The sequence below is a fragment of the Isoptericola sediminis genome (genome assembly GCF_013085345.1).
GTDB lineage: Bacteria > Actinomycetota > Actinomycetes > Actinomycetales > Cellulomonadaceae > Isoptericola > Isoptericola sediminis.
The window spans coordinates 75828-94244 of record NZ_JABFAJ010000010.1 but is presented as its reverse complement, the minus strand read 5'-3'; the positions used below and the strand labels follow the sequence as shown (position 1 = coordinate 94244).

Sequence of the window (18417 nt, the reverse complement as noted above, 5' to 3'; positions counted from 1 at the left end):
CGGTGAAACTCCGTGACCGGAGTACGCGCTGCCCCGGGGCGGGTCCTACCCTGTGACTGACCAAAGCGTTCTTTCCCACCGGGGGTCTCTGTGCGTCTGCGCCTCACTCCGCGCGACTCGACCTACTACGAGCTGCTCGCCGCCCTCGCGCGGCACACCGTCACCGGTGCCTCGCTGCTCGCCGAGCTGCTGGGCGCCTCCCGGCCGGAGCGCGAGCAGATCGTCGCCCGCCTCGCCGAGGCGGAGCACCTCGCCGACGACGTCACGCACTCGATCAAGCGGCGGCTCAACCAGACCTTCGTGACGCCCTTCGACCGTGACGACCTGTACCACCTGGCCTCCGCCCTGGACGACTGCATGGACGCCATGGACGAGGCGGGGCACCTCATCGTGCTGTACAAGGTCTCCGAGCTGCCGATGGCCGTCTCGGAGCAGGTGCAGGTGCTGCAGCGCTGCGCCGAGCTCACCGCGGACGCGATGCCGCGGCTGCGCAAGCTCGACCAGCTCCCCGAGTACTGCGTGGAGATCAACCGGCTCGAGAACCAGGGCGACAACCTGCACCGCTCCCTGCTCGGGCACCTGTTCGACAAGGTCGCCGACCCGATCCTGCTCATCAAGCTCAAGGAGATCGTCGACACCCTCGAGGAGGCCACCGACGCCTTCGAGCGCGTGGCCCACCTCGTCGAGTCCATCAGCGTCAAGGAGTCGTGACGGTGGAGGTCGCGCTGGTCGTCGTCATCGTGGTCGTCGCGCTGGGGTTCGCCTACACCAACGGCTTCCTCGACGCGGCGAACTCGATCGCGACCTCCGTCTCGACGCGGGCCCTGACCCCGCGCATCGCGGTGACGATGGCCGCGGGCATGAACTTCGTCGGTGCCCTGCTCGGCACGGAGGTGGCCGAGACCATCGCGACCTCGATCGTCGACCTCGACGGCGCGACCGCCCTGCAGTCCCTCGTCGTGGTGCTCAGCGCGCTGCTCGGCGCGGTCGTGTGGAACCTGTACGCCTGGTGGTCCGGGATGCCGACCTCCTCGACGCACTCGCTCATCGGGGGCCTGCTGGGCGCCGGGCTGGCCGGCGGGATGGCGGTGTACGGCGCCGAGGTGGTCGACAAGGTCGTGCTGCCGATGCTGCTGTCCCCGGCGGTCGGCTTCGTCGGCGCCTTCGGTCTCATGCTCGCGCTGATGTGGCTGCTGCGGAACGTCGCCCCGGCACGGGTCAACCGGCGGTTCCGCCTCGCGCAGACCGCCTCGGCCGCCGCCATGGCGCTCGGGCACGGACTGCAGTCCGCGCAGAAGACGATGGGTGTCATCTGGCTCGCGCTGATCACCGTCGGCGCGGCCACGACGAGCGGCGGCGTCCCGCTGTGGGTCAAGATCTCGGCGGCCACCGCCATGGGGATCGGCACCTACGCCGGCGGCTGGCGCATCATGCGCACGCTCGGTCAGCGGATCATCGACCTCGACCCGGCGCGCGGGTTCGTCGCCGAGTCGGTCTCGGCGGTCGTGCTGTACGCGAACGCCATCGTCCTCTACGCCCCGGTGTCGAGCACGCACACCATCACCTCGGCCATCATGGGCGCCGGCGCCACCCGGCGCTGGACCGCCGTGCGCTGGGGCGTGGTCCGCACGATCGCGATCTACTGGTTGCTCACCGCCCCGGTGGCCGCGCTGCTCGCGGCGGCGGCGACGCTGGCGCTGCTGCCGCTCGTCGGCGGCTGACCCTCACCGGGGCCGGGCGCCCAGGCGGGCGCTGATCGCGGCGGCCGCCCGGGACACCTGGTCGGCCAGCCGCTCGCGGTCCTCGGGGCCCCGATCGGAGGACCGGAACGTCAGGGCGAGCCCGGCCACCGGCCGGTCGAGGTGGTCGACGACGACGTCCGCCACCGAGGCGAACCCGTCGGTCACCTCGCCGTCCTCGACCGCGTACCCCCGCCGCCGGACCTCGCGCAGCACCGTCCGCAGCTCGCTGAGCGTGCGCGGCCCCCGTCCCGTGCGGTCGCTGAACGCCCCGGTGGTCGGGTAGGCGGCCCGGACCTGGGCGGCGGGCAGATGGGCGAGGACCGCCCGCCCGGACGCCGTGAGGTGGGCGGGCAGGCGGACGTCGACGTCGGACACGAGCGGCGGGCGGCCCGGTGCCCGCTGCTCGACCAGGTAGAGCACCTCACGTCCGTTGAGGAGCGCGAGGTGGCCGTTCTCGCCGGTCGCCTCCACCAGCCGGGAGACCACGGGGCGGGCCAGCCGCGTCACGGGTGCCTGACGCGTGTAGGCGGTGCCGAGCCCGAGCGTCGCGACCCCGAGGCCGTAGCGACGCTCCTCCGGGTAGTGGGTCACGAACCCCTCGTCGGTCAGGACGGACAGCAGGTGGTAGACGGACGACCGGGGCAGGTCGAGGCTCGCGGCCACGGACGACGCGGGGACCGGGCCGGGCTGGGCCGCCAGGTGGGCGAGCAGGCGCGCCGTGGCGCGCGCCGCGGGGACGTCGCTGCTGCCTGCCACGCCGCACCACCTCCCTCGGCCGACCGGGACGCACTGTCTGGTATCCCAGACACTATCGCCGTCCGACGGCTCCCCGCCGACCGTCGGCGGGTGTGCGATGAGGGCATGAGCACGACGCACCCCTCGCCGCCGTCCCCCGTCACCGACGGCCGGGGGACCACCACGGTCCTGCTGGACGGGTCCCCCCTGCGGGTCGACCAGGTCGTCGCCGTCGCACGCCACGGCGCCCCGGTCTCCGTGGGTGGCGCGGTCCTGGACGCAATGGCGCGCTCCCGGGCCGTGATCGACGCGCTGGCGGACGACGTCGTCCCCCACTACGGCGTGTCCACCGGGTTCGGCGCCCTCGCCCGCCGGCACATCCCCGCCGGGTCGCGGGCCCAGCTCCAGCTCTCCCTGGTGCGCTCGCACGCCGCGGGGTCCGGGCCCGAGGTGGAGACCGAGGTGGTGCGCGCCCTGCAGCTGCTGCGTCTGGCCACGCTGTGCACCGGCCGCACGGGGGTCCGTCCCGAGGTCGCCGAGACCTACGCGGCGATGCTGAACGCGGGGCTCAGCCCCGTCGTCCACGAGTACGGCTCCCTGGGCTGCTCCGGCGATCTCGCACCGCTCGCCCATGTCGCCCTGGCCGCCCTCGGCGAGGGCGAGGTCCGGGACCCCGCGGGCACCCGGCACCCGGCCGGGGAGGCGCTGGCCGCGGCCGGGATCGAGCCGCTGGCGCTGCAGGAGAAGGAGGGGCTGGCGCTCATCAACGGCACCGACGGGATGCTCGGCCAGCTCTGCCTGGCCCTGGACGACCTGCAGGGCCTGCTCGCCACCGCCGACGTCGCGGCCGCGCAGAGCGTCGAGGCGCTGCTGGGCTCCGACGCCCCGTACGCGGCCGACCTCGTGGCGATGCGCCCCCACCCGGGGCAGGCGGCGTCGGCGGCGAACCTGCGGGCGCTGCTCGCCGGTTCCCCGCTCATGGCGAGCCACCGCGAGCTCGAGCCCGACGGGACGCCGTCCTGCACCCGCGTCCAGGACGCCTACTCGTTGCGCTGCGCCCCCCAGGTGCACGGCGCCGCCCGCGACACCCTCGACCACGCGCGCCTCGTCGCCGACCGCGAGCTGGCCGCGGCGATCGACAACCCGGTGGTGACGGTGGACGGGCGGGTGGAGTCCAACGGCAACTTCCACGGCGCCCCCGTGGCGTACGTTCTGGACTTCGTGGCGATCGCGGTGGCCGACGTCGCCGGCATCAGCGAGCGCCGCACCGACAGGTTCCTCGACGTCGCGCGCAACGAGGGCCTGCCGCCGTTCCTGGCCGACGACCCCGGCGTGGACTCGGGGCTGATGATCGCCCAGTACACGGCCGCGGGGATCGTCTCCGAGCTCAAGCGTCTCGCGGCGCCGGCGAGCGTGGACTCGATCCCGTCCTCGGCCATGCAGGAGGACCACGTCTCCATGGGCTGGGCCGGTGCCCGCAAGCTGCGCCGCGCCGTGGACGGGCTGAGCCGGGTCCTGGCGATCGAGCTGCTCACCGCCGCCCGGGCCCTGGACCTGCGCGCCGCCGCGGACCCCGCCCACGGGCCGGCCGCGGGCACCGGCGCCGTCCGCGACCTGCTGCGCACCCGGGTCGAGGGCCCGGGGCCCGACCGGTACCTGACGCCGGAGATCGACGCCGTCGTCGACCTCGTGGTCGGCGGGGCGGTGCTGGACGCCGCGACCGCCGCCGTCGGCGAGCTCGCCTGACCGACCCGAACCACCCGAGGAGTCACCGATGACGACCTACGACCGCGGCACCCCCGTGCCGGTCCGTGCCCCGCGCGGTACCACCCTGACCGCCCGGAGCTGGCAGACCGAGGCGCCGCTGCGCATGCTGCAGAACAACCTCGACCCGGAGGTCGCCGAGCGTCCCGACGACCTGGTCGTCTACGGCGGCACGGGCCGTGCCGCCCGGGACTGGCCGAGCTTCCACGCGATGGTCCGCACGCTGACGGACCTGCGCGCGGACGAGACGATGCTCGTGCAGTCCGGCAAACCGGTCGGGGTGCTGCGGACCCACGAGTGGGCGCCGCGGGTGCTCATCGCCAACTCCCACCTCGTGGGGGACTGGGCGACCTGGCCGGAGTTCCGTCGTCTCGAGCAGCTCGGGCTGACGATGTACGGCCAGATGACGGCCGGGTCGTGGATCTACATCGGCGCGCAGGGCATCCTGCAGGGCACCTACGAGACGCTCGCCGCGGTGGCTGCCAAGCGGTTCGGCGGCACCCTGGCCGGGACGCTGACGGTCACGGGCGGCTGCGGCGGCATGGGCGGCGCGCAGCCGCTCGCCGTCACCCTCAACGGGGGTGTCTGCCTCGTGGTCGACGTCGACCGGGCACGTCTCGACCGGCGCGTGCGCGAGCGCTACCTGGACGTCGTCGCCGACTCCCTCGACGACGCCCTGCAGCGGGTGCAGGAGGCGAAGGCCGCCGCCCGGCCGCTGTCGGTCGGGCTGACGGGGAACAGCGCGGAGGTGCTGCCCGAGCTGCTGCGCCGCGGCGCGGACGTGGACGTCGTCACCGACCAGACCTCCGCGCACGACCCGCTGTCCTACCTCCCGGTGGGCGTCGACGTCGCCGACTGGGCCGAGTACGCCGCCGCGAAGCCCGAGGAGTTCACCGACCGGGCCCGCGAGTCGATGGCCCGGCACGTGGAGGCCATGGTCGGCTTCCAGGACGCCGGTGCCGAGGTGTTCGACTACGGCAACTCGATCCGCGACGAGGCCCGCCAGGGCGGGTACGAGCGGGCCTTCGAGTTCCCGGGTTTCGTGCCCGCCTACATCCGCCCGCTGTTCGCCCAGGGCAAGGGGCCGTTCCGGTGGGCGGCGCTGTCCGGGGACCCGCGCGACATCGCGGCCACCGACCGGGCCGTGCTGGACCTCTTCCCCGAGGACGACCACCTGCACCGGTGGATCCGCGCCGCCCAGGACAAGGTCGCCTTCCAGGGGCTGCCCGCCCGCATCTGCTGGCTGGGTCACGGCGAGCGCGACCGTGCCGGCCTGCGGTTCAACGAGCTGGTCGAGTCCGGGGAGATCAGCGCGCCGATCGTCATCGGACGCGACCACCTGGACTCCGGCTCGGTGGCCTCGCCGTACCGCGAGACCGAGGCGATGGCGGACGGCTCGGACGCGATCGCGGACTGGCCGCTGCTCAACGCCCTCGTCAACGCGGCCTCCGGCGCGACCTGGGTGTCGCTGCACCACGGTGGTGGCGTCGGCATGGGCCGGTCGATCCACGCCGGCCAGGTGACGGTCGCCGACGGCACCGACCTCGCCGCGCAGAAGCTCGAGCGGGTGCTGTCCAACGACCCGGCCACGGGCGTGCTGCGGCACGCCGACGCCGGGTACGACGACGCCGTCGCCGCGGCCGAACGTGGTGGCCTGGAGCTGCCGATGCGGGGTGACGCGTGAGCGGTGTCGCGGGACTCCTGCGGGACCTCGCCGACGTCGGACGGGCCTCGAGCGGCGGGTACGCCCGCTTCGCCTGGACGACGGCGGACCTCACCCTGCGCGAGTGGTTCGTCGCCGAGGCCGCCGCCCGCGGGCTCGACGTCACCGTGGACCGCGCCGGGAACCAGTGGGCGTGGTGGGGCGACCCGGACGCCGACGGCCCCGGTGTCGTCACCGGCAGCCATCTCGACTCGGTGCCCGGAGGCGGCGCGTTCGACGGCCCGCTGGGCGTCGCGAGCGCCTTCGCGGCCGTCGACCTGCTGCGGGCCCGCGGCGTGCGCCCCGCCCGGCCCCTCGGCGTCGTGAACTTCTCCGACGAGGAGGGCGCCCGGTTCGGGCTGGCCTGCCTCGGGTCGCGGGCCGTGACGGGCACCGCGGGTGCCGACCGTCTGCTCGGTCTGCGCGACGACGACGGGGACACGCTCGCCGACGTGCTGGCCCGGGCGGGCCTGGACCCGGCCGGCTACGGGCGCGACGCCGAGGCGCTGGCCCGGGTGGGCACCTTCGTCGAGCTGCACGTGGAGCAGGGGCGGTACCTCGCCGACCTGACCGGCGACGACGAAGCGCCCGTCGCGGTGGCGTCGGCGATCTGGCCGCACGGCCGCTGGCGGGTCGACCTGCACGGCGAGGCGAACCACGCGGGCACGACGCCGCTGGCCCACCGGCACGACCCGATGCTGGACCTGGCCGGGCTGATCCAGGAGGTCCGGGCCGCCGCCGGGTCGGCCGACGCGCTCGCCACCGTCGCGAAGGTCTCCGTGGAGCCGAACGGCGTCAACGCGATCCCCTCGCGGGTCCGGGCCTGGATCGACTCCCGGGCACCCCGCGAGGACGCCGTGCACCGGGTCCTCGCCGACCTGTCGGGCTACGGCCCCGTCGAGGAGTCCTGGTCCCCGGCCACCGTGTTCGACCCGGCCCTGGCCGCCCGCCTGGCCGACGTCGTCGGACGACCCGCCGGGGGCGCAGCCGCGCCCGTGATCGGGACCGGCGCCGGGCACGACGCCGGCATCCTCGCCGCCGCCGGCGTGCCGACCGCGATGCTGTTCGTCCGCAACCCCACGGGTGCCTCCCACACCCCCACCGAGCACGCCGAGGAGACCGACTGCGAGGCCGGCGTCGTGGCGCTCGCGGACGTCCTGACCGACCTCCTGGGGGAGGCCGCGTGACCTTCTGGTGCGAGCACGCGTGGCTGCCGGGCGGCCTCGCCGCCGGGGTGCGCGTCGAGACCGACGCCGGCCGGGTGACCGCCGTCGAACCCGGGACCACGCCGGACGCGACCGACACGGTGCTGCCCGGCGTCGTCCTGCCCGGGCTGGCCGACGCCCACTCGCACGCGTTCCACCGGGCGCTGCGCGGACGCACGCACGACGACGGCGGATCCTTCTGGACCTGGCGCGAGCGGATGTACGCGGTCGCCGACGTCCTGACCCCCGCGGCGTACGAGGAGCTCGCCACCGCCACCTACGCGGAGCTGGCGCTCGCGGGCGTGACGGCGGTCGGGGAGTTCCACTACGTGCACCACGCGCCGGACGGCGGCCGGTACGACGACCCGCACGCCATGGCCGGGGCGCTGCGACGGGCCGCCTCCCGGGCCGGGGTGCGCCTGACGCTGCTCGACACCTGCTACCTGCACGGCGGGCTCGAGGACGGTTCGTACCAGCCGCTCGCGCCCGCGCAGCGGCGCTTCGGCGACGGGGACGCCGACGCCTGGCGGACCCGCGTGGAGGCGCTGCGGTCGGCCTGGGCGGGAGCGGACGACGTCCGCGTCGGGGCGGCCGTGCACTCGGTGCGGGCCCTCGCGCCGGACGAGATCGCCGTCGTCGCGTCCTGGGCGCGCGAGCACGGGGCCCCGCTGCACGCGCACCTGTCCGAGCAGCCCGGCGAGAACCGGGCGGCACGGTCGGTCCACGGGACGAGCCCCACGGGGGTGCTCGACGCCGCCGGTGCGCTCGGCCCGCGCACGACCGTGGTCCACGGCGTCCACCTGGACGCCGACGACGTCGCCCGACTGGCCGCGTCCGGCACCGCCGTGTGCGTCTGCCCGACGACGGAACGTGACCTGGCCGACGGACTCGCCCCCGTCGACCGGCTCGCCGCGACCGGGGTGCCGCTGTGCGTCGGCTCCGACCAGCACGTGGCCGCCGACCTGCTCGCCGAGGCGCGCGGACTGGAGGAGCACGCCCGGCTGCGCACCGGCCGCCGGGGCGTGCTCGCACCCGCCGCCGTGGTCGAGGCGGCCACCGCGGCCGGGCACCGTGCCCTCGGCTGGGACGACGCCGGCCGGATCGAGGTCGGGGCGCGGGCCGACCTCGTCGCCGTGGCCCTCGACACGCCGGCCACGGCGGGTACCGACCCCGCCCAGCTCGCGCTGGTCGCCGGGGCCCGCGACGTGCGGACCGTGGTCCGCGACGGACGCACCGTGGTCCGCGACGGGCGGCACGTCGACCTGGACGTGGCCTCCGCCCTGCGGACGTCGATCGCGAGGATCTGGGACCTCGTGGAGGAGGGACGATGACGGAACCGGCCGAGGACCGCACGCTGCTCGTCACGGGCATCGGCGAGCTCGTCGCCCACGACCCCGCGCACGGCCCGTCGGGGGTCCTGACCGACGCCGCGCTGGTGGCCTCCGGCGGTCGGGTCGTCTGGACCGGCCCCGCCGCACGGGCCCCGGCCGCGGACGACCGGCTCGACGTCGAGGGACGCTGCGTGGTGCCCGGGTTCGTGGACTCGCACTCGCACGTCGTCTTCGCCGGGGACCGGTCCGCGGAGTTCGCCGCCCGGATGGCCGGCGAGCCGTACACCGGCGGGGGCATCGCCACCACCGTCGCGGCCACGCGGGCCGCCTCCGACGACGTGCTGCGCCACGGCGCGGGACGCCTCGTGGCGGAGATGCTCGCCCAGGGGACCACGACCGTCGAGATCAAGAGCGGGTACGGCCAGGACGTCGCCACCGAGGAACGCATGCTGCGCCTGGCGCGCGAGCTCACCGACGAGACGACGTTCCTCGGCGCCCACACCGTGCCGGCCGAGCTCGCGCACGACCGTCGTGCCTACCTCGACCTCGTCACCGGGCCGATGCTCGCCGCCTGCGCACCCCACGCCCGGTGGGTCGACGTCTTCTGCGAACCCGCCGCACCCACGGCGTTCGACGCCGACGAGTCCCGGGAGGTCCTGGAGGCCGGGATCCGCGCCGGGCTGCTGCCCCGCGTGCACGGCAACCAGCTCGGCCCCGGTCCCGGCGTCCGGCTCGCCGTCGAGGTCGGCGCCGCCAGCGTCGACCACTGCACCCACCTCACCGGCGACGACGTCGCGGCACTGGCCGGGTCGAGCACGGTGGCGACGCTGCTGCCCGCCGTGGAGTTCTCCACCCGCTCGCCCTACCCGGACGCGCGGGCCCTGCTCGACGCGGGCGTCGCCGTCGCCCTGGCCACCGACTGCAACCCCGGCAGCTGCTACTCCTCGTCGATGCCGTTCGTCGTGGCGCTCGCCGTGCGGGAGATGGGGCTCACCCCGCTGGAGGCCGTGCGCGCCGCCACCGCCGGGGGAGCCGCGGCCCTGCGGCGCGACGACGTCGGGACGCTGCGGCCCGGGGCGCGGGCCGACCTCGTCGTGCTCGACGCCCCCTCGCACGTGCACCTGGCCTACCGCCCGGGCGTGCCGCTCGTGCGCACGGTCCTGCGGGGCGGCCGCACCGTCGTCTGACGCGTCCGGTGCGGGCGGGGCCTCAGAAGACCTGCGGGGCCACCCGCTCGGCCGCGACCACCTTGGGGCCCTTCGGCGTGCGCGCCACGTGCGCGACGAGCGCCTCGCCCGGCTCCAGGTACGGGTCGCGCCGCGGCAGCGTGGAGGCCACCGACCGGCTCGAGTGCTGGCCGAGCACGTCCAGCACCGTCGGCAGCACCGGCCGGTGGGTGCACAGCACCGCGGCCCGGTCGGCCTCCAGCAGGTCGCGCACCGCCGCGGCGACGCGCGCCGGGGACCGTTCGTGCTGGGCCTCTCCGAGGTTGTCGCTGTACTCCGGGCGCAGGTTGGCGGCGCGCACGTACGGGTCGATCGTCGTCGCGCAGCGCTCCCAGCGGCTGGAGATCACCGCGTCCACGCCGTAGGAGGCCAGCACTGGCACGAGGGCGGCGGCCTGCCCGTGCCCCAGGGGTGTGAGCGGACGGTCCTGCTCGACGCCGTACCAGTTGGCGCGCGGCAGGGCCCGTCCGTGCCGGACGATGACGACGGCGTGCGTGGCCAGCTGGCCGTCGCGGTGCGCCTCGACCAGCGCGTCCAGCGGCCCGCGGTCGGTGCTCCGGGTGAGCCGCTCGGCGGCGTCCTCGGCGTCGAGCCACTCGGCCTTGTCGATCTCCCGCCTCGAGGCGGGGGCGACCGGCGTGCGCGCGGCCAGCGCCCGCGAGTCGTGCTTGGCCGAGGCGCGCCGCGCGGCCCAGTAGTGCACCCGCTTCACCCGGCCCTCCGGCGTCAGGTACTGCAGGCCGGGCAGCGGGAGCCCGAGGACCACGGGTTTGCCCGTCTCCTCGGTGACCTCCCGCACGGCCGTGGTCGCCAGGGACTCGCCCTCCTCGTGCTTGCCCTTGGGCCACGACCAGTCGTCGTAGCGGGGGCGGTGGACGAGCTGGACCTGGAGGCGGTCGTGGCGGATGCGCCACACGACCGCGCCGGCGGTCTGGATGACCGGGGCGTGCTGCACGGACGTCGGCCCCAGCGGGTCGACGAACGGGGTCGCGGTGCGCAGGACGCGGCCGGACTGCGACGTGGTGCTCATCGGGCGGCTCAGCGCGAGCTCGGCGGACGCCGGCGGTGGCGGTCGACCAGCACGGACTGCAGGTCCACCGTGGGGCGGCCCTCGTCGTCCTCGACCTGACGGCGCCAGGTGCCGTCCGGCTGGAGGTGCCACGCGGCGGTCCGGGCGGACATCGAGTCGTTCATCAGCTCGAGCAGCTCGAGGATCTGGCCGGTGTCCTTGACCCGGATGAGCGCCTCGACCCGGCGGTCCAGGTTGCGGTGCATGAGGTCGGCCGAGCCGATGAAGACCTCCGGCCCGTTGCTCTCGCCCTCGCCGATGGCGGGGCCGACCGAGTTCGCGAACGCGAAGATGCGCGAGTGCTCCAGGAACCGGCCGAGGATCGACCGCACCCGGATGTTCTCGCTGAGCCCCGGCACCCCGGGGCGCAGCGCGCAGATGCCGCGGACCACGAGGTCGACCTTCACCCCGGCCTGGGAGGCGCGGTACAGGGCGTCGATCGTCGCCTCGTCGACCGCCGAGTTGACCTTGATCCGCACCCACGCCTCGTGCCCGGCACGCGCGGCCTCGGCCTCGCGGTCGATCCGCTCGATCAGCCCGCTGCGCACCGTGCGCGGCGCCACGAGCAGGCGGTGGAACTTCGAGTGCGGCGCGTAGCCGGAGAGCTGGTTGAACAGCCGGGTCAGGTCCTGGCCCACGTCCGGGTCGCAGGTCAGCAGGCCGTGGTCGGTGTACAGCCGCGCCGTCTTCGGGTGGTAGTTGCCCGTGCCCACGTGGCAGTAGCGGGCCAGCCCGTCCGACTCCTGGCGCACCACCAGGGAGAGCTTGCAGTGCGTCTTCAGCCCGACGATGCCGTACACGACGTGGACGCCGGCCTCCTCCAGCTTGCGGGCCCAGGAGATGTTGGCCTGCTCGTCGAACCGGGCCTTGATCTCCACCAGGGCCAGGACCTGCTTGCCCGCCTCGGCGGCGTCGATGAGCGCGTCGACGATCGGGGAGTCGCCCGAGGTGCGGTACAGCGTCTGCTTGATCGCCAGCACCTTCGGGTCGGCCGCGGCCTGCTCGAGGAACGTCTGCACCGACGTCGAGAACGAGTCGTAGGGGTGGTGCAGCAGCACGTCCCGCTCGCGGATCGCGGCGAACACGTTCCCCGGCATCGCCGACTCCACCTCGGCGAGCTGGCGGTGCGTCGTCGGGACGAACGGCGGGTAGTGCAGCTCCGCGCGGTCGATGTCGGCCAGCACGTTGAGACCCGTCAGGTCGAGCGGCCCGGGCAGCTGGTAGACCTCCTCCTCGACCACGCCGAGCTCGCGCACCAGCAGCTCGCGGATGCGCGGGGAGATCTCCTCGTGCAGCTCGAGGCGGACCGGCGGGCCGAAGCGGCGCCGCAGCAGCTCCTTCTCCATCGCCTGCAGGAGGTTCTCGGCGTCGTCCTCCTCGACCTCCACGTCCTCGTTGCGGGTGACGCGGAAGGTGTGGTGCTCGCGGATCTCCATCCCGGGGAAGAGGTAGTCCAGGTGCTGGGCGATGACCTCCTCCAGCGGCACGAAGGACTTCTGCGTCCCACCCTTCTGGGTCGGTGTCGGCGCGCTGGGGCGGCCCCGGTCGTCGACGGCGATGAACCGCGGCAGCAGCGGGGGCACCTTGACCCGGGCGAAGTGCTCCTTGTCGGTCAGCGGGTTGGCCACCACGACCGCCAGGTTGAGCGACAGCCCGGAGATGTAGGGGAAGGGGTGCGCGGGGTCCACGGCCAGCGGCGTGAGCACCGGGAAGATGTGCTTGCGGAAGAACTTGTGCAGGCGCTGCTGCTCCTTCTCGAGCAGCTCGTCCCAGTGCACGAGCGTGATGCCCTCGTCGTGCAGGGCCGGCGAGACGTCGTCGCGGAACACCCGGGCGTGCCGGTCCATCAGCTCGTGGGCCTTGGCGCCGATGCCGGCGAGCACCTCGCGCGGGCTGAGGCCCGAGGCCGCCGTGACGGCGATCCCGGTGGCGATGCGGCGCTTCAGGCCGGCGACGCGGACCATGAAGAACTCGTCCAGGTTCGAGGCGAAGATCGCCAGGAACCGCACGCGTTCCAGCAGGGGCAGGGACTCGTCCTCGGCGAGCTCGAGCACCCGTTCGTTGAAGGCGAGCCAGCTCAGCTCGCGGTCGGCGAACCGGTCCTCGGGGAGCTCCGGCTGGTGCAGGGACTCCTCGACGACCTGGTCCTGGTCCGGCTCCTCGGCGATGTGCTCGGCGATGTGGGCGGCGAGCTCGGGATCCATCCGGCGGGGTCCTGCCTTCGCTGTCGTGCGGGTCTCGGACGAGGTGGAGGTGGCAGCGGCCACGAACCGGCCACGGGCGTCGCGTCGACGCGCCGCGGGGGTGGAGGAGCCTGTCATACGCCCCATCGTGGCACTGATTGCCGACCGGTGGGTGACGCAGGCGTCGACCGGGTCAGCGGCGGGCGTACTGCACGTCCACCGCGGCCCGGGTGAACCCGGCCCGCTCGTAGGTGCGCAGCGCCGGGACGTTGTCGCCCTCGACGTACAGCACGGCGCGCGTGCAGCCCACGGCCGCCAGGTGCTGCAGCCCCGCCTGCGTCAGCACCCGGCCGAGGCCCTCGCCCTGCGTGCCCGGGTCGACGCCGAGGGCGTAGATCTCGCCGTCGGCCTGCCCTGCCGGCTGGTCGGTCTCCACCTTCGTCCACACGAATCCGGCCGGCCCGCCGTCCGGACGGTCCAGCAGGAGGAACCCGGCCGCGTCGAACCAGGGCTCGGCCAGCCGGGCCCTCAGGTCGTCCGGACCCAGGCGCCCCTGCTCGGGGTGGTCGGCGAACGCCAGCGCGTTGAGCGCCAGCCAGGCGTCGTCGTCCTCGCCGGGCCGGAACGGCCGCAGGACGTGGCCCTCGGACACGGCGGGGGCGTCGGCGGCGTCGACCGCCCCGTCGAGCGGGCGGGCCAGGAACAGCAGCTCGCGCACGACGGCGTAGCCGTGGGACTCCGCGAAGGCCCGGGCGGCGGGCAGGTCGCCGTGGGCCCACACCCGCAGCGGCTTGCCGCGCTGGTCGGGTGCCCCGGACCGCTCCGGCAGCCGCGCGTCGCGCTCCGCGGTCCGCAGCAGCAGGCTGCCCACGCCGGCGCGCCGGTGCTCGGGGTGGACGACCATCTCCGCACCGGCCACGTCGCCCCCGCGGTCCACCTGCAGGTAGCCGACCGTCGCGCCCGACCGGGACCGGACCACCGCGTGGGTCAGGTCGGCGCCGTCGTCGCCGAGGCGCAGCAGCGGCTGCTCCGACAGCGGGTCCACGCCGTCGTGGGCCGCGGCCGTCGAGGCCAGCGTGCGGACGGCGTCCTGGGCGGACGGGGACAGGGGACCGATCTCGATCGGGACGGGAAGTCGCACCCGACCATTGTGGCCCCTGGCCCGTGCCCGTCGGCGCTCCGGCGAGGGTCCGCGCCGGTGGTAGCGTCCGACGCCATGGCGATCGGCGCACCCGTGGAGCTGTGGCCCGAGGCCGAGCGGCTCATCGACGCGTTGTCCCCCGAGCTCGTCGACCTGCTCGACGAGATGTCGGGCACGATGTTCTGCGCCAAGGACGTCACCGGCCGGTACGTGCTGGTCAACCGGACCTTCGTGGACCGCGCCAACCGTCGCTCGCCCCGCGACGTCGTCGGCCGCACCTCGGCCGAGCTGTTCGCGCCCGAGCTCGCCGCCCGCTACGAGGAGCAGGACGGCAGGGTGCTCAGCGAGGCCTGGCCGCTGCGCAACGAGCTCGAGCTCATCCGACGCCCCGGGGGGGTACCGGGGTGGTACCTGACGACCAAGCTCCCCGTGCAGCGGGACGGCGTCGTCCTCGGGCTGGTGTCCACCTCCCGGGACCTGAACACCCGCGACGTGCACGACCAGGTGATCGGGTCCATGGCCCGCGTGGTGCAGGTCGTCGAGGACCGTCTGGGCGTGGGCGTGACCCAGGCCGAGCTGGCCGAGGTCGCCGGCTGCACGACCGGCGCCCTGGACCGTCGGATGCGACGGATCTTCGGGCTGACCCCCAAGCAGTTCGTGCTGCGGGCGCGGGTCGACCACGCGACCACCCTGCTGACGCAGACCGACCTGACGCTCGCCGAGGTGGCGGTGCGGGCGGGGTTCTACGACCAGCCGTCGTTCACCCGGACCTTCGTGCGGCTGACGGGGGAGACGCCGTCGGTCTACCGGCGCAAGAGCCGGGCACTCGCCACGGAGTGACCCCGCTGACGGGAGCCACCACCACCGCCGACGACGGCGAGGTCGTACCGTCCGCGCCGCGGTCGCACCCGCGGGGTACGACGGGGACGCGGACGGTACGACCTCGCCGTCGTGGCAAGCTCCGGCTCAGTCCTCAGGGCCTGTTGGTCGGACGGAGCCTGCACTCGCGAGCTCGCTGCGGCTCAGTCCTCCGAGGGCTTGCCGAGGCCGGCCTGGATCAGGTTCATCACCGACGAGTCCGCCAGCGTCGTGGCGTCGCCGACCTCACGGTTCTCGGCGACGTCGCGCAGCAGGCGACGCATGATCTTGCCGGACCGGGTCTTGGGCAGCTCGGGCACGACGAGGATCCTGCGGGGCTTGGCGATCGGGCCGATCTCCTTGGCCACGTGGTCGCGCAGCGTCTTCTCGATGCGCGCCGACCCCTCGTCGGTCGAGGCCTCGTCGGCGTGCTCGCCGCGCAGGATGACGAACGCCACCACCGCCTGGCCGGACATCTCGTCGGACGCCCCGACGACGGCGGCCTCGGCGACGAGGTCGTTGGACACCAGGGCCGACTCGATCTCGGTCGTGGACAGCCGGTGCCCGGAGACGTTCATGACGTCGTCCACGCGGCCGAGCAGCCAGATGTCGCCGTCCTCGTCCTTCTTGGCGCCGTCCCCGGCGAAGTACAGGCCGGGGAACCGGGACCAGTAGGTGTCCTTGAACCGCTGCAGGTCGCCCCAGATGCCACGCAGCATCGACGGCCACGGCTCGGACAGCACGAGGTAGCCGCCTCCGCCGTCGGGCACCGGCTTCGCCTCGTCGTCGACGACGTCGGCGCTGATGCCCGGCAGCGGGACCTGGGCCGAACCCGGCTTGGTCGCGGTGACGCCGGGCAGCGGGCTGATCATGATGGCGCCCGTCTCCGTCTGCCACCAGGTGTCCACGATCGGGGTGGTGTCACCACCGATGACGCGGCGGTACCACATCCACGCCTCGGGGTTGATCGGTTCGCCGACCGAGCCGAGGAGCCGCAGCGAGGACAGGTCGAAGCCGGCGGGGATCTCCTCGCCCCACTTCATGCAGGCCCGGATCGCGGTCGGGGCGGTGTAGAACAGCGAGACCTTGTACTTCTCGACGAGCTCCCACCAGCGGCCCTTGTGCGGGGTGTCCGGGGTGCCCTCGTACATCACCTGGGTGGCGCCGTTGAGCATCGGTCCGTAGACGATGTAGGTGTGCCCGGTGACCCAGCCGATGTCCGCCGAGCACCAGTAGACGTCGCTCTCCGGCTTGAGGTCGAAGACGTTCTTGTGCGTGTAGGCGGCCTGGGTGAGGTACCCGCCGGTGGTGTGCAGGATGCCCTTCGGCTTCCCGGTGGTCCCGGAGGTGTACAGGATGAAGAGCGGGTGCTCGGCCTCCACCCAGGTGGGCTCGTGGACGTCGTCGGCGGTGTCGACGACGTCGTGCCACCACACGTCCCGGCCCTCGGTCCAGTCGACGTCCTGCTCGGTGCGGCGGACCACCAGCACGTGCTCGACGCTCTCGGCGCCCTCGCCGCGCAGGGCCTCGTCGACCGCGGGCTTGAGGGGGCTGGGTGCACCGCGGCGGTAGCCGCCGTCGGCGGTGATGACGACCTTGGCCTCGGCGTCGGCGATGCGGCTGCGCAGGGCGTCGGCGCTGAACCCGCCGAACACGACCGAGTGCGCGGCGCCGATCCGGGCGCAGGCGAGCATGGCCACGGCCGACTCGACGAGCATGGGCATGTAGATGACGACGCGGTCGCCGGACTCGACCCCGAGCGCGGCCAGGGCGTTGGCCGCGCGGGACACCTCGCGCTGCATGTCGGCGTAGGTGACGGTGCGGGTGTCGCCGGGCTCGCCCTCGAAGTGGATCGCGACCCGGTCGCCGAGGCCGGCCTCGACGTGCCGGTCGACCGCGTTGTAGGCGGCGTTGAGGGTGCCGTCCGCGAACCAGCGGGCCACCGGCGCACCGGACCAGTCGAGGGTCTCGGTGAAGGGCGTCCGCCAGGTGACGAGGTCGCGGGCCTGGCGTGCCCAGAACTCGAGGCGGTCGGCCGCGGCGTCCTCGTAGAGCGACGGCTGGGCGTTCGCCTGGGCGGCGAACTCCCCGCTCGGGGGGAAGGTGCGGGTCTCGTGGAGCAGGTTCTCCAGGCTCGGGCTGCTGGACTGGGTGTCGGTCACTGGTTCCTCCGCGTCGTCGCGTTCCGTCCGTCCGCGTGCCTCTCCGGGCCGCATCACAGGCGAGTCTAGACCCGCACCGTGACCGGGATCACGCCCGGGACGCCGAAAGTAAGGAGTGCTCCGCAATCCGCTCGGCGGCGCCGTTCCGCGAGCGGTCGCCCTGGTCCGCCGAGCGGTCGTGGTCGCGCCCGGACGGTGCGTGACCGGGTGGGGTGCCGTTCGGGCGACGGCCCGGACCCACCACGCGAACGGCGCCCGGGCACGGTGGCCGGGACGCCGTTCACGCCGGACAGGACACGGGTAGCAGGCGCCTTGTCCTCGATCGCCGTACCGGGTCCAGCCCGTTCGACGAGTCCTCGACGTGGACTTCCTGAGCGTGGGTCCCGCGTGCCGTCCTGACCCGTCCATCAAACGCCCGGGGGACGTCCACCGCAAGCGCCCGCGTCAGGCGAGGTCGCGTCCCTGGCGACGGCGCCACCACCACGTGAGGCCCACCGCGCCGAGCAGCCCGACCGCCGCCAGCACCGGGACCGGGCGCACCCGCGGGCGCAGCGCCACCGGGCGGGTGAAGGTCAGCATCTCCCACCCGTTCTCGGCGGCCATCCGGCGCAGCGCACGGTCGGGGTTGACCGCGTGCCCGTGCCCCACCGCGGCCAGCATCGGCGCGTCGGTCACCGAGTCCGAGTAGGCGTAGCAGCGGTCCAGGTCGTAGCCGCGCTTGCGCGCGAGGTCCCGGATCGCCGTCGCCTTGTTCTCCCCGTAGGCGTAGAAGTCGATCTCCCCGGTGAACCGGCCGTCGGCGACCGCCATCCGGGTGGCGACCACGTGGTCCGCCCCGAGCATGGCGGCGATCGGCTCCACCAGCTCGGTGCCGGACGCCGAGACGACGACGACGTCGTGCCCGGCCTCGTGGTGCTCGGTGATGAGCTCCACCGCCTCGGCGTAGACGTACGGGTCGACGTGCTCGTGCACGGTCTCGGCGACGATCTGCTTCACCCGGGCCACGTCCCACCCGGTGGCGAGATCCGACAGGTGCTGGCGCATCCGCTCGGTCTGGTCCGCATCCGCGCTGCCGGCCATGTAGAGGAAGTGCGCGTAGGCGCTGCGCAGCACGTCGCCGCGCGTGATGAGCCCGCCGGCGAGGAACGAGGGGGAGAACACCGCGGTGGAGCTCGTGGCGATGATCGTCTTGTCCAGGTCGAAGAACGCGGCGACCCGCCGGCCCGTCGACGTGGCGCCCCCCTGCTGCTGCGGCTCCAGCGGCGAGGTGCTCATGGGGGCGAGCCTAGCGCCGTCCTG

General features: G+C 74.3%; 14 protein-coding genes. 8 read left to right on the top strand and 6 right to left on the bottom strand.

What is annotated here, in order from left to right; all coding sequences use genetic code 11:
* Positions 1 to 90 precede the first annotated feature (90 nt).
* Entirely contained in the window at positions 91 to 711 is a 621-nt protein-coding gene (locus HLI28_RS05630; RefSeq protein ID WP_171246526.1) for a DUF47 domain-containing protein, read from the top strand.
* A 2-nt stretch (positions 712 to 713) separates the two neighbouring features.
* On the top strand, positions 714 to 1721 hold the full coding sequence (locus tag HLI28_RS05625; protein WP_171246564.1) for an inorganic phosphate transporter: 1008 nt from the start codon (positions 714 to 716) through the stop codon (positions 1719 to 1721).
* A gap of 3 nt (positions 1722 to 1724) precedes the next feature.
* Here HLI28_RS05625 and HLI28_RS05620 read toward each other — a convergent pair whose 3' ends face one another.
* Positions 1725 to 2498, bottom strand: coding sequence for an IclR family transcriptional regulator domain-containing protein (locus HLI28_RS05620; RefSeq protein ID WP_171246525.1), 774 nt, complete (start codon positions 2496 to 2498; stop codon positions 1725 to 1727).
* Between the two features lie 105 nt (positions 2499 to 2603).
* Here HLI28_RS05620 and hutH point away from each other — a divergent pair, with 105 nt between their 5' ends.
* From hutH to hutI, 5 genes are read left to right on the top strand one after another with little or no spacing between them, the layout of a single operon-like run.
* Positions 2604 to 4223, top strand: coding sequence for a histidine ammonia-lyase (gene hutH, locus HLI28_RS05615; RefSeq protein ID WP_171246524.1), 1620 nt, complete (start codon positions 2604 to 2606; stop codon positions 4221 to 4223).
* 28 nt (positions 4224 to 4251) lie between these two features.
* The gene (hutU, locus tag HLI28_RS05610; RefSeq protein WP_171246523.1) at positions 4252 to 5925 is read left to right on the top strand and encodes a urocanate hydratase; all 1674 of its coding nucleotides are present in this window, start codon (positions 4252 to 4254) and stop codon (positions 5923 to 5925) included.
* Positions 5922 to 7130: an allantoate amidohydrolase gene (locus tag HLI28_RS05605; RefSeq protein ID WP_171246522.1), complete on the top strand. Its 1209-nt coding sequence runs from the start codon at positions 5922 to 5924 to the stop codon at positions 7128 to 7130. The genes hutU and HLI28_RS05605 overlap by 4 nt, the downstream gene beginning before the upstream one ends.
* Positions 7127 to 8479: a formimidoylglutamate deiminase gene (locus tag HLI28_RS05600; protein WP_171246521.1), complete on the top strand. Its 1353-nt coding sequence runs from the start codon at positions 7127 to 7129 to the stop codon at positions 8477 to 8479. The genes HLI28_RS05605 and HLI28_RS05600 overlap by 4 nt, the downstream gene beginning before the upstream one ends.
* Complete coding sequence (gene hutI, locus HLI28_RS05595) at positions 8476 to 9666, top strand: imidazolonepropionase (protein WP_171246520.1); 1191 nt, start codon at positions 8476 to 8478, stop codon at positions 9664 to 9666. The genes HLI28_RS05600 and hutI overlap by 4 nt, the downstream gene beginning before the upstream one ends.
* Positions 9667 to 9688: 22 nt before the next feature.
* Here hutI and HLI28_RS05590 read toward each other — a convergent pair whose 3' ends face one another.
* The 3 genes from HLI28_RS05590 to mshD all read right to left on the bottom strand — a co-directional run bounded on the left by HLI28_RS05590 (position 9689) and on the right by mshD (position 14098).
* On the bottom strand, positions 9689 to 10735 hold the full coding sequence (locus HLI28_RS05590) for an NUDIX hydrolase (RefSeq protein WP_171246519.1): 1047 nt from the start codon (positions 10733 to 10735) through the stop codon (positions 9689 to 9691).
* An 8-nt stretch (positions 10736 to 10743) separates the two neighbouring features.
* Positions 10744 to 12978: an RNA degradosome polyphosphate kinase gene (locus tag HLI28_RS05585; RefSeq protein ID WP_171246563.1), complete on the bottom strand. Its 2235-nt coding sequence runs from the start codon at positions 12976 to 12978 to the stop codon at positions 10744 to 10746.
* Between the two features lie 172 nt (positions 12979 to 13150).
* Positions 13151 to 14098, bottom strand: coding sequence for a mycothiol synthase (gene mshD, locus HLI28_RS05580; protein ID WP_171246518.1), 948 nt, complete (start codon positions 14096 to 14098; stop codon positions 13151 to 13153).
* Between the two features lie 75 nt (positions 14099 to 14173).
* Between mshD and HLI28_RS05575 the strand changes: the two genes are divergently transcribed.
* Positions 14174 to 14938 (top strand): AraC family transcriptional regulator, encoded by a 765-nt coding sequence (locus tag HLI28_RS05575; protein WP_171246517.1) that lies wholly within the window; start codon positions 14174 to 14176, stop codon positions 14936 to 14938.
* 182 nt (positions 14939 to 15120) lie between these two features.
* On the opposite strand, the gene acs is transcribed toward HLI28_RS05575, so the two are convergent.
* Together acs and HLI28_RS05565 are read right to left on the bottom strand one after the other, a co-directional pair.
* Positions 15121 to 17118, bottom strand: coding sequence for an acetate--CoA ligase (gene acs / locus HLI28_RS05570; protein WP_343035681.1), 1998 nt, complete (start codon positions 17116 to 17118; stop codon positions 15121 to 15123).
* A 444-nt stretch (positions 17119 to 17562) separates the two neighbouring features.
* Complete coding sequence (locus HLI28_RS05565; protein WP_171246515.1) at positions 17563 to 18393, bottom strand: HAD family hydrolase; 831 nt, start codon at positions 18391 to 18393, stop codon at positions 17563 to 17565.
* Between the last annotated feature and the right edge of the window lie 24 nt (positions 18394 to 18417).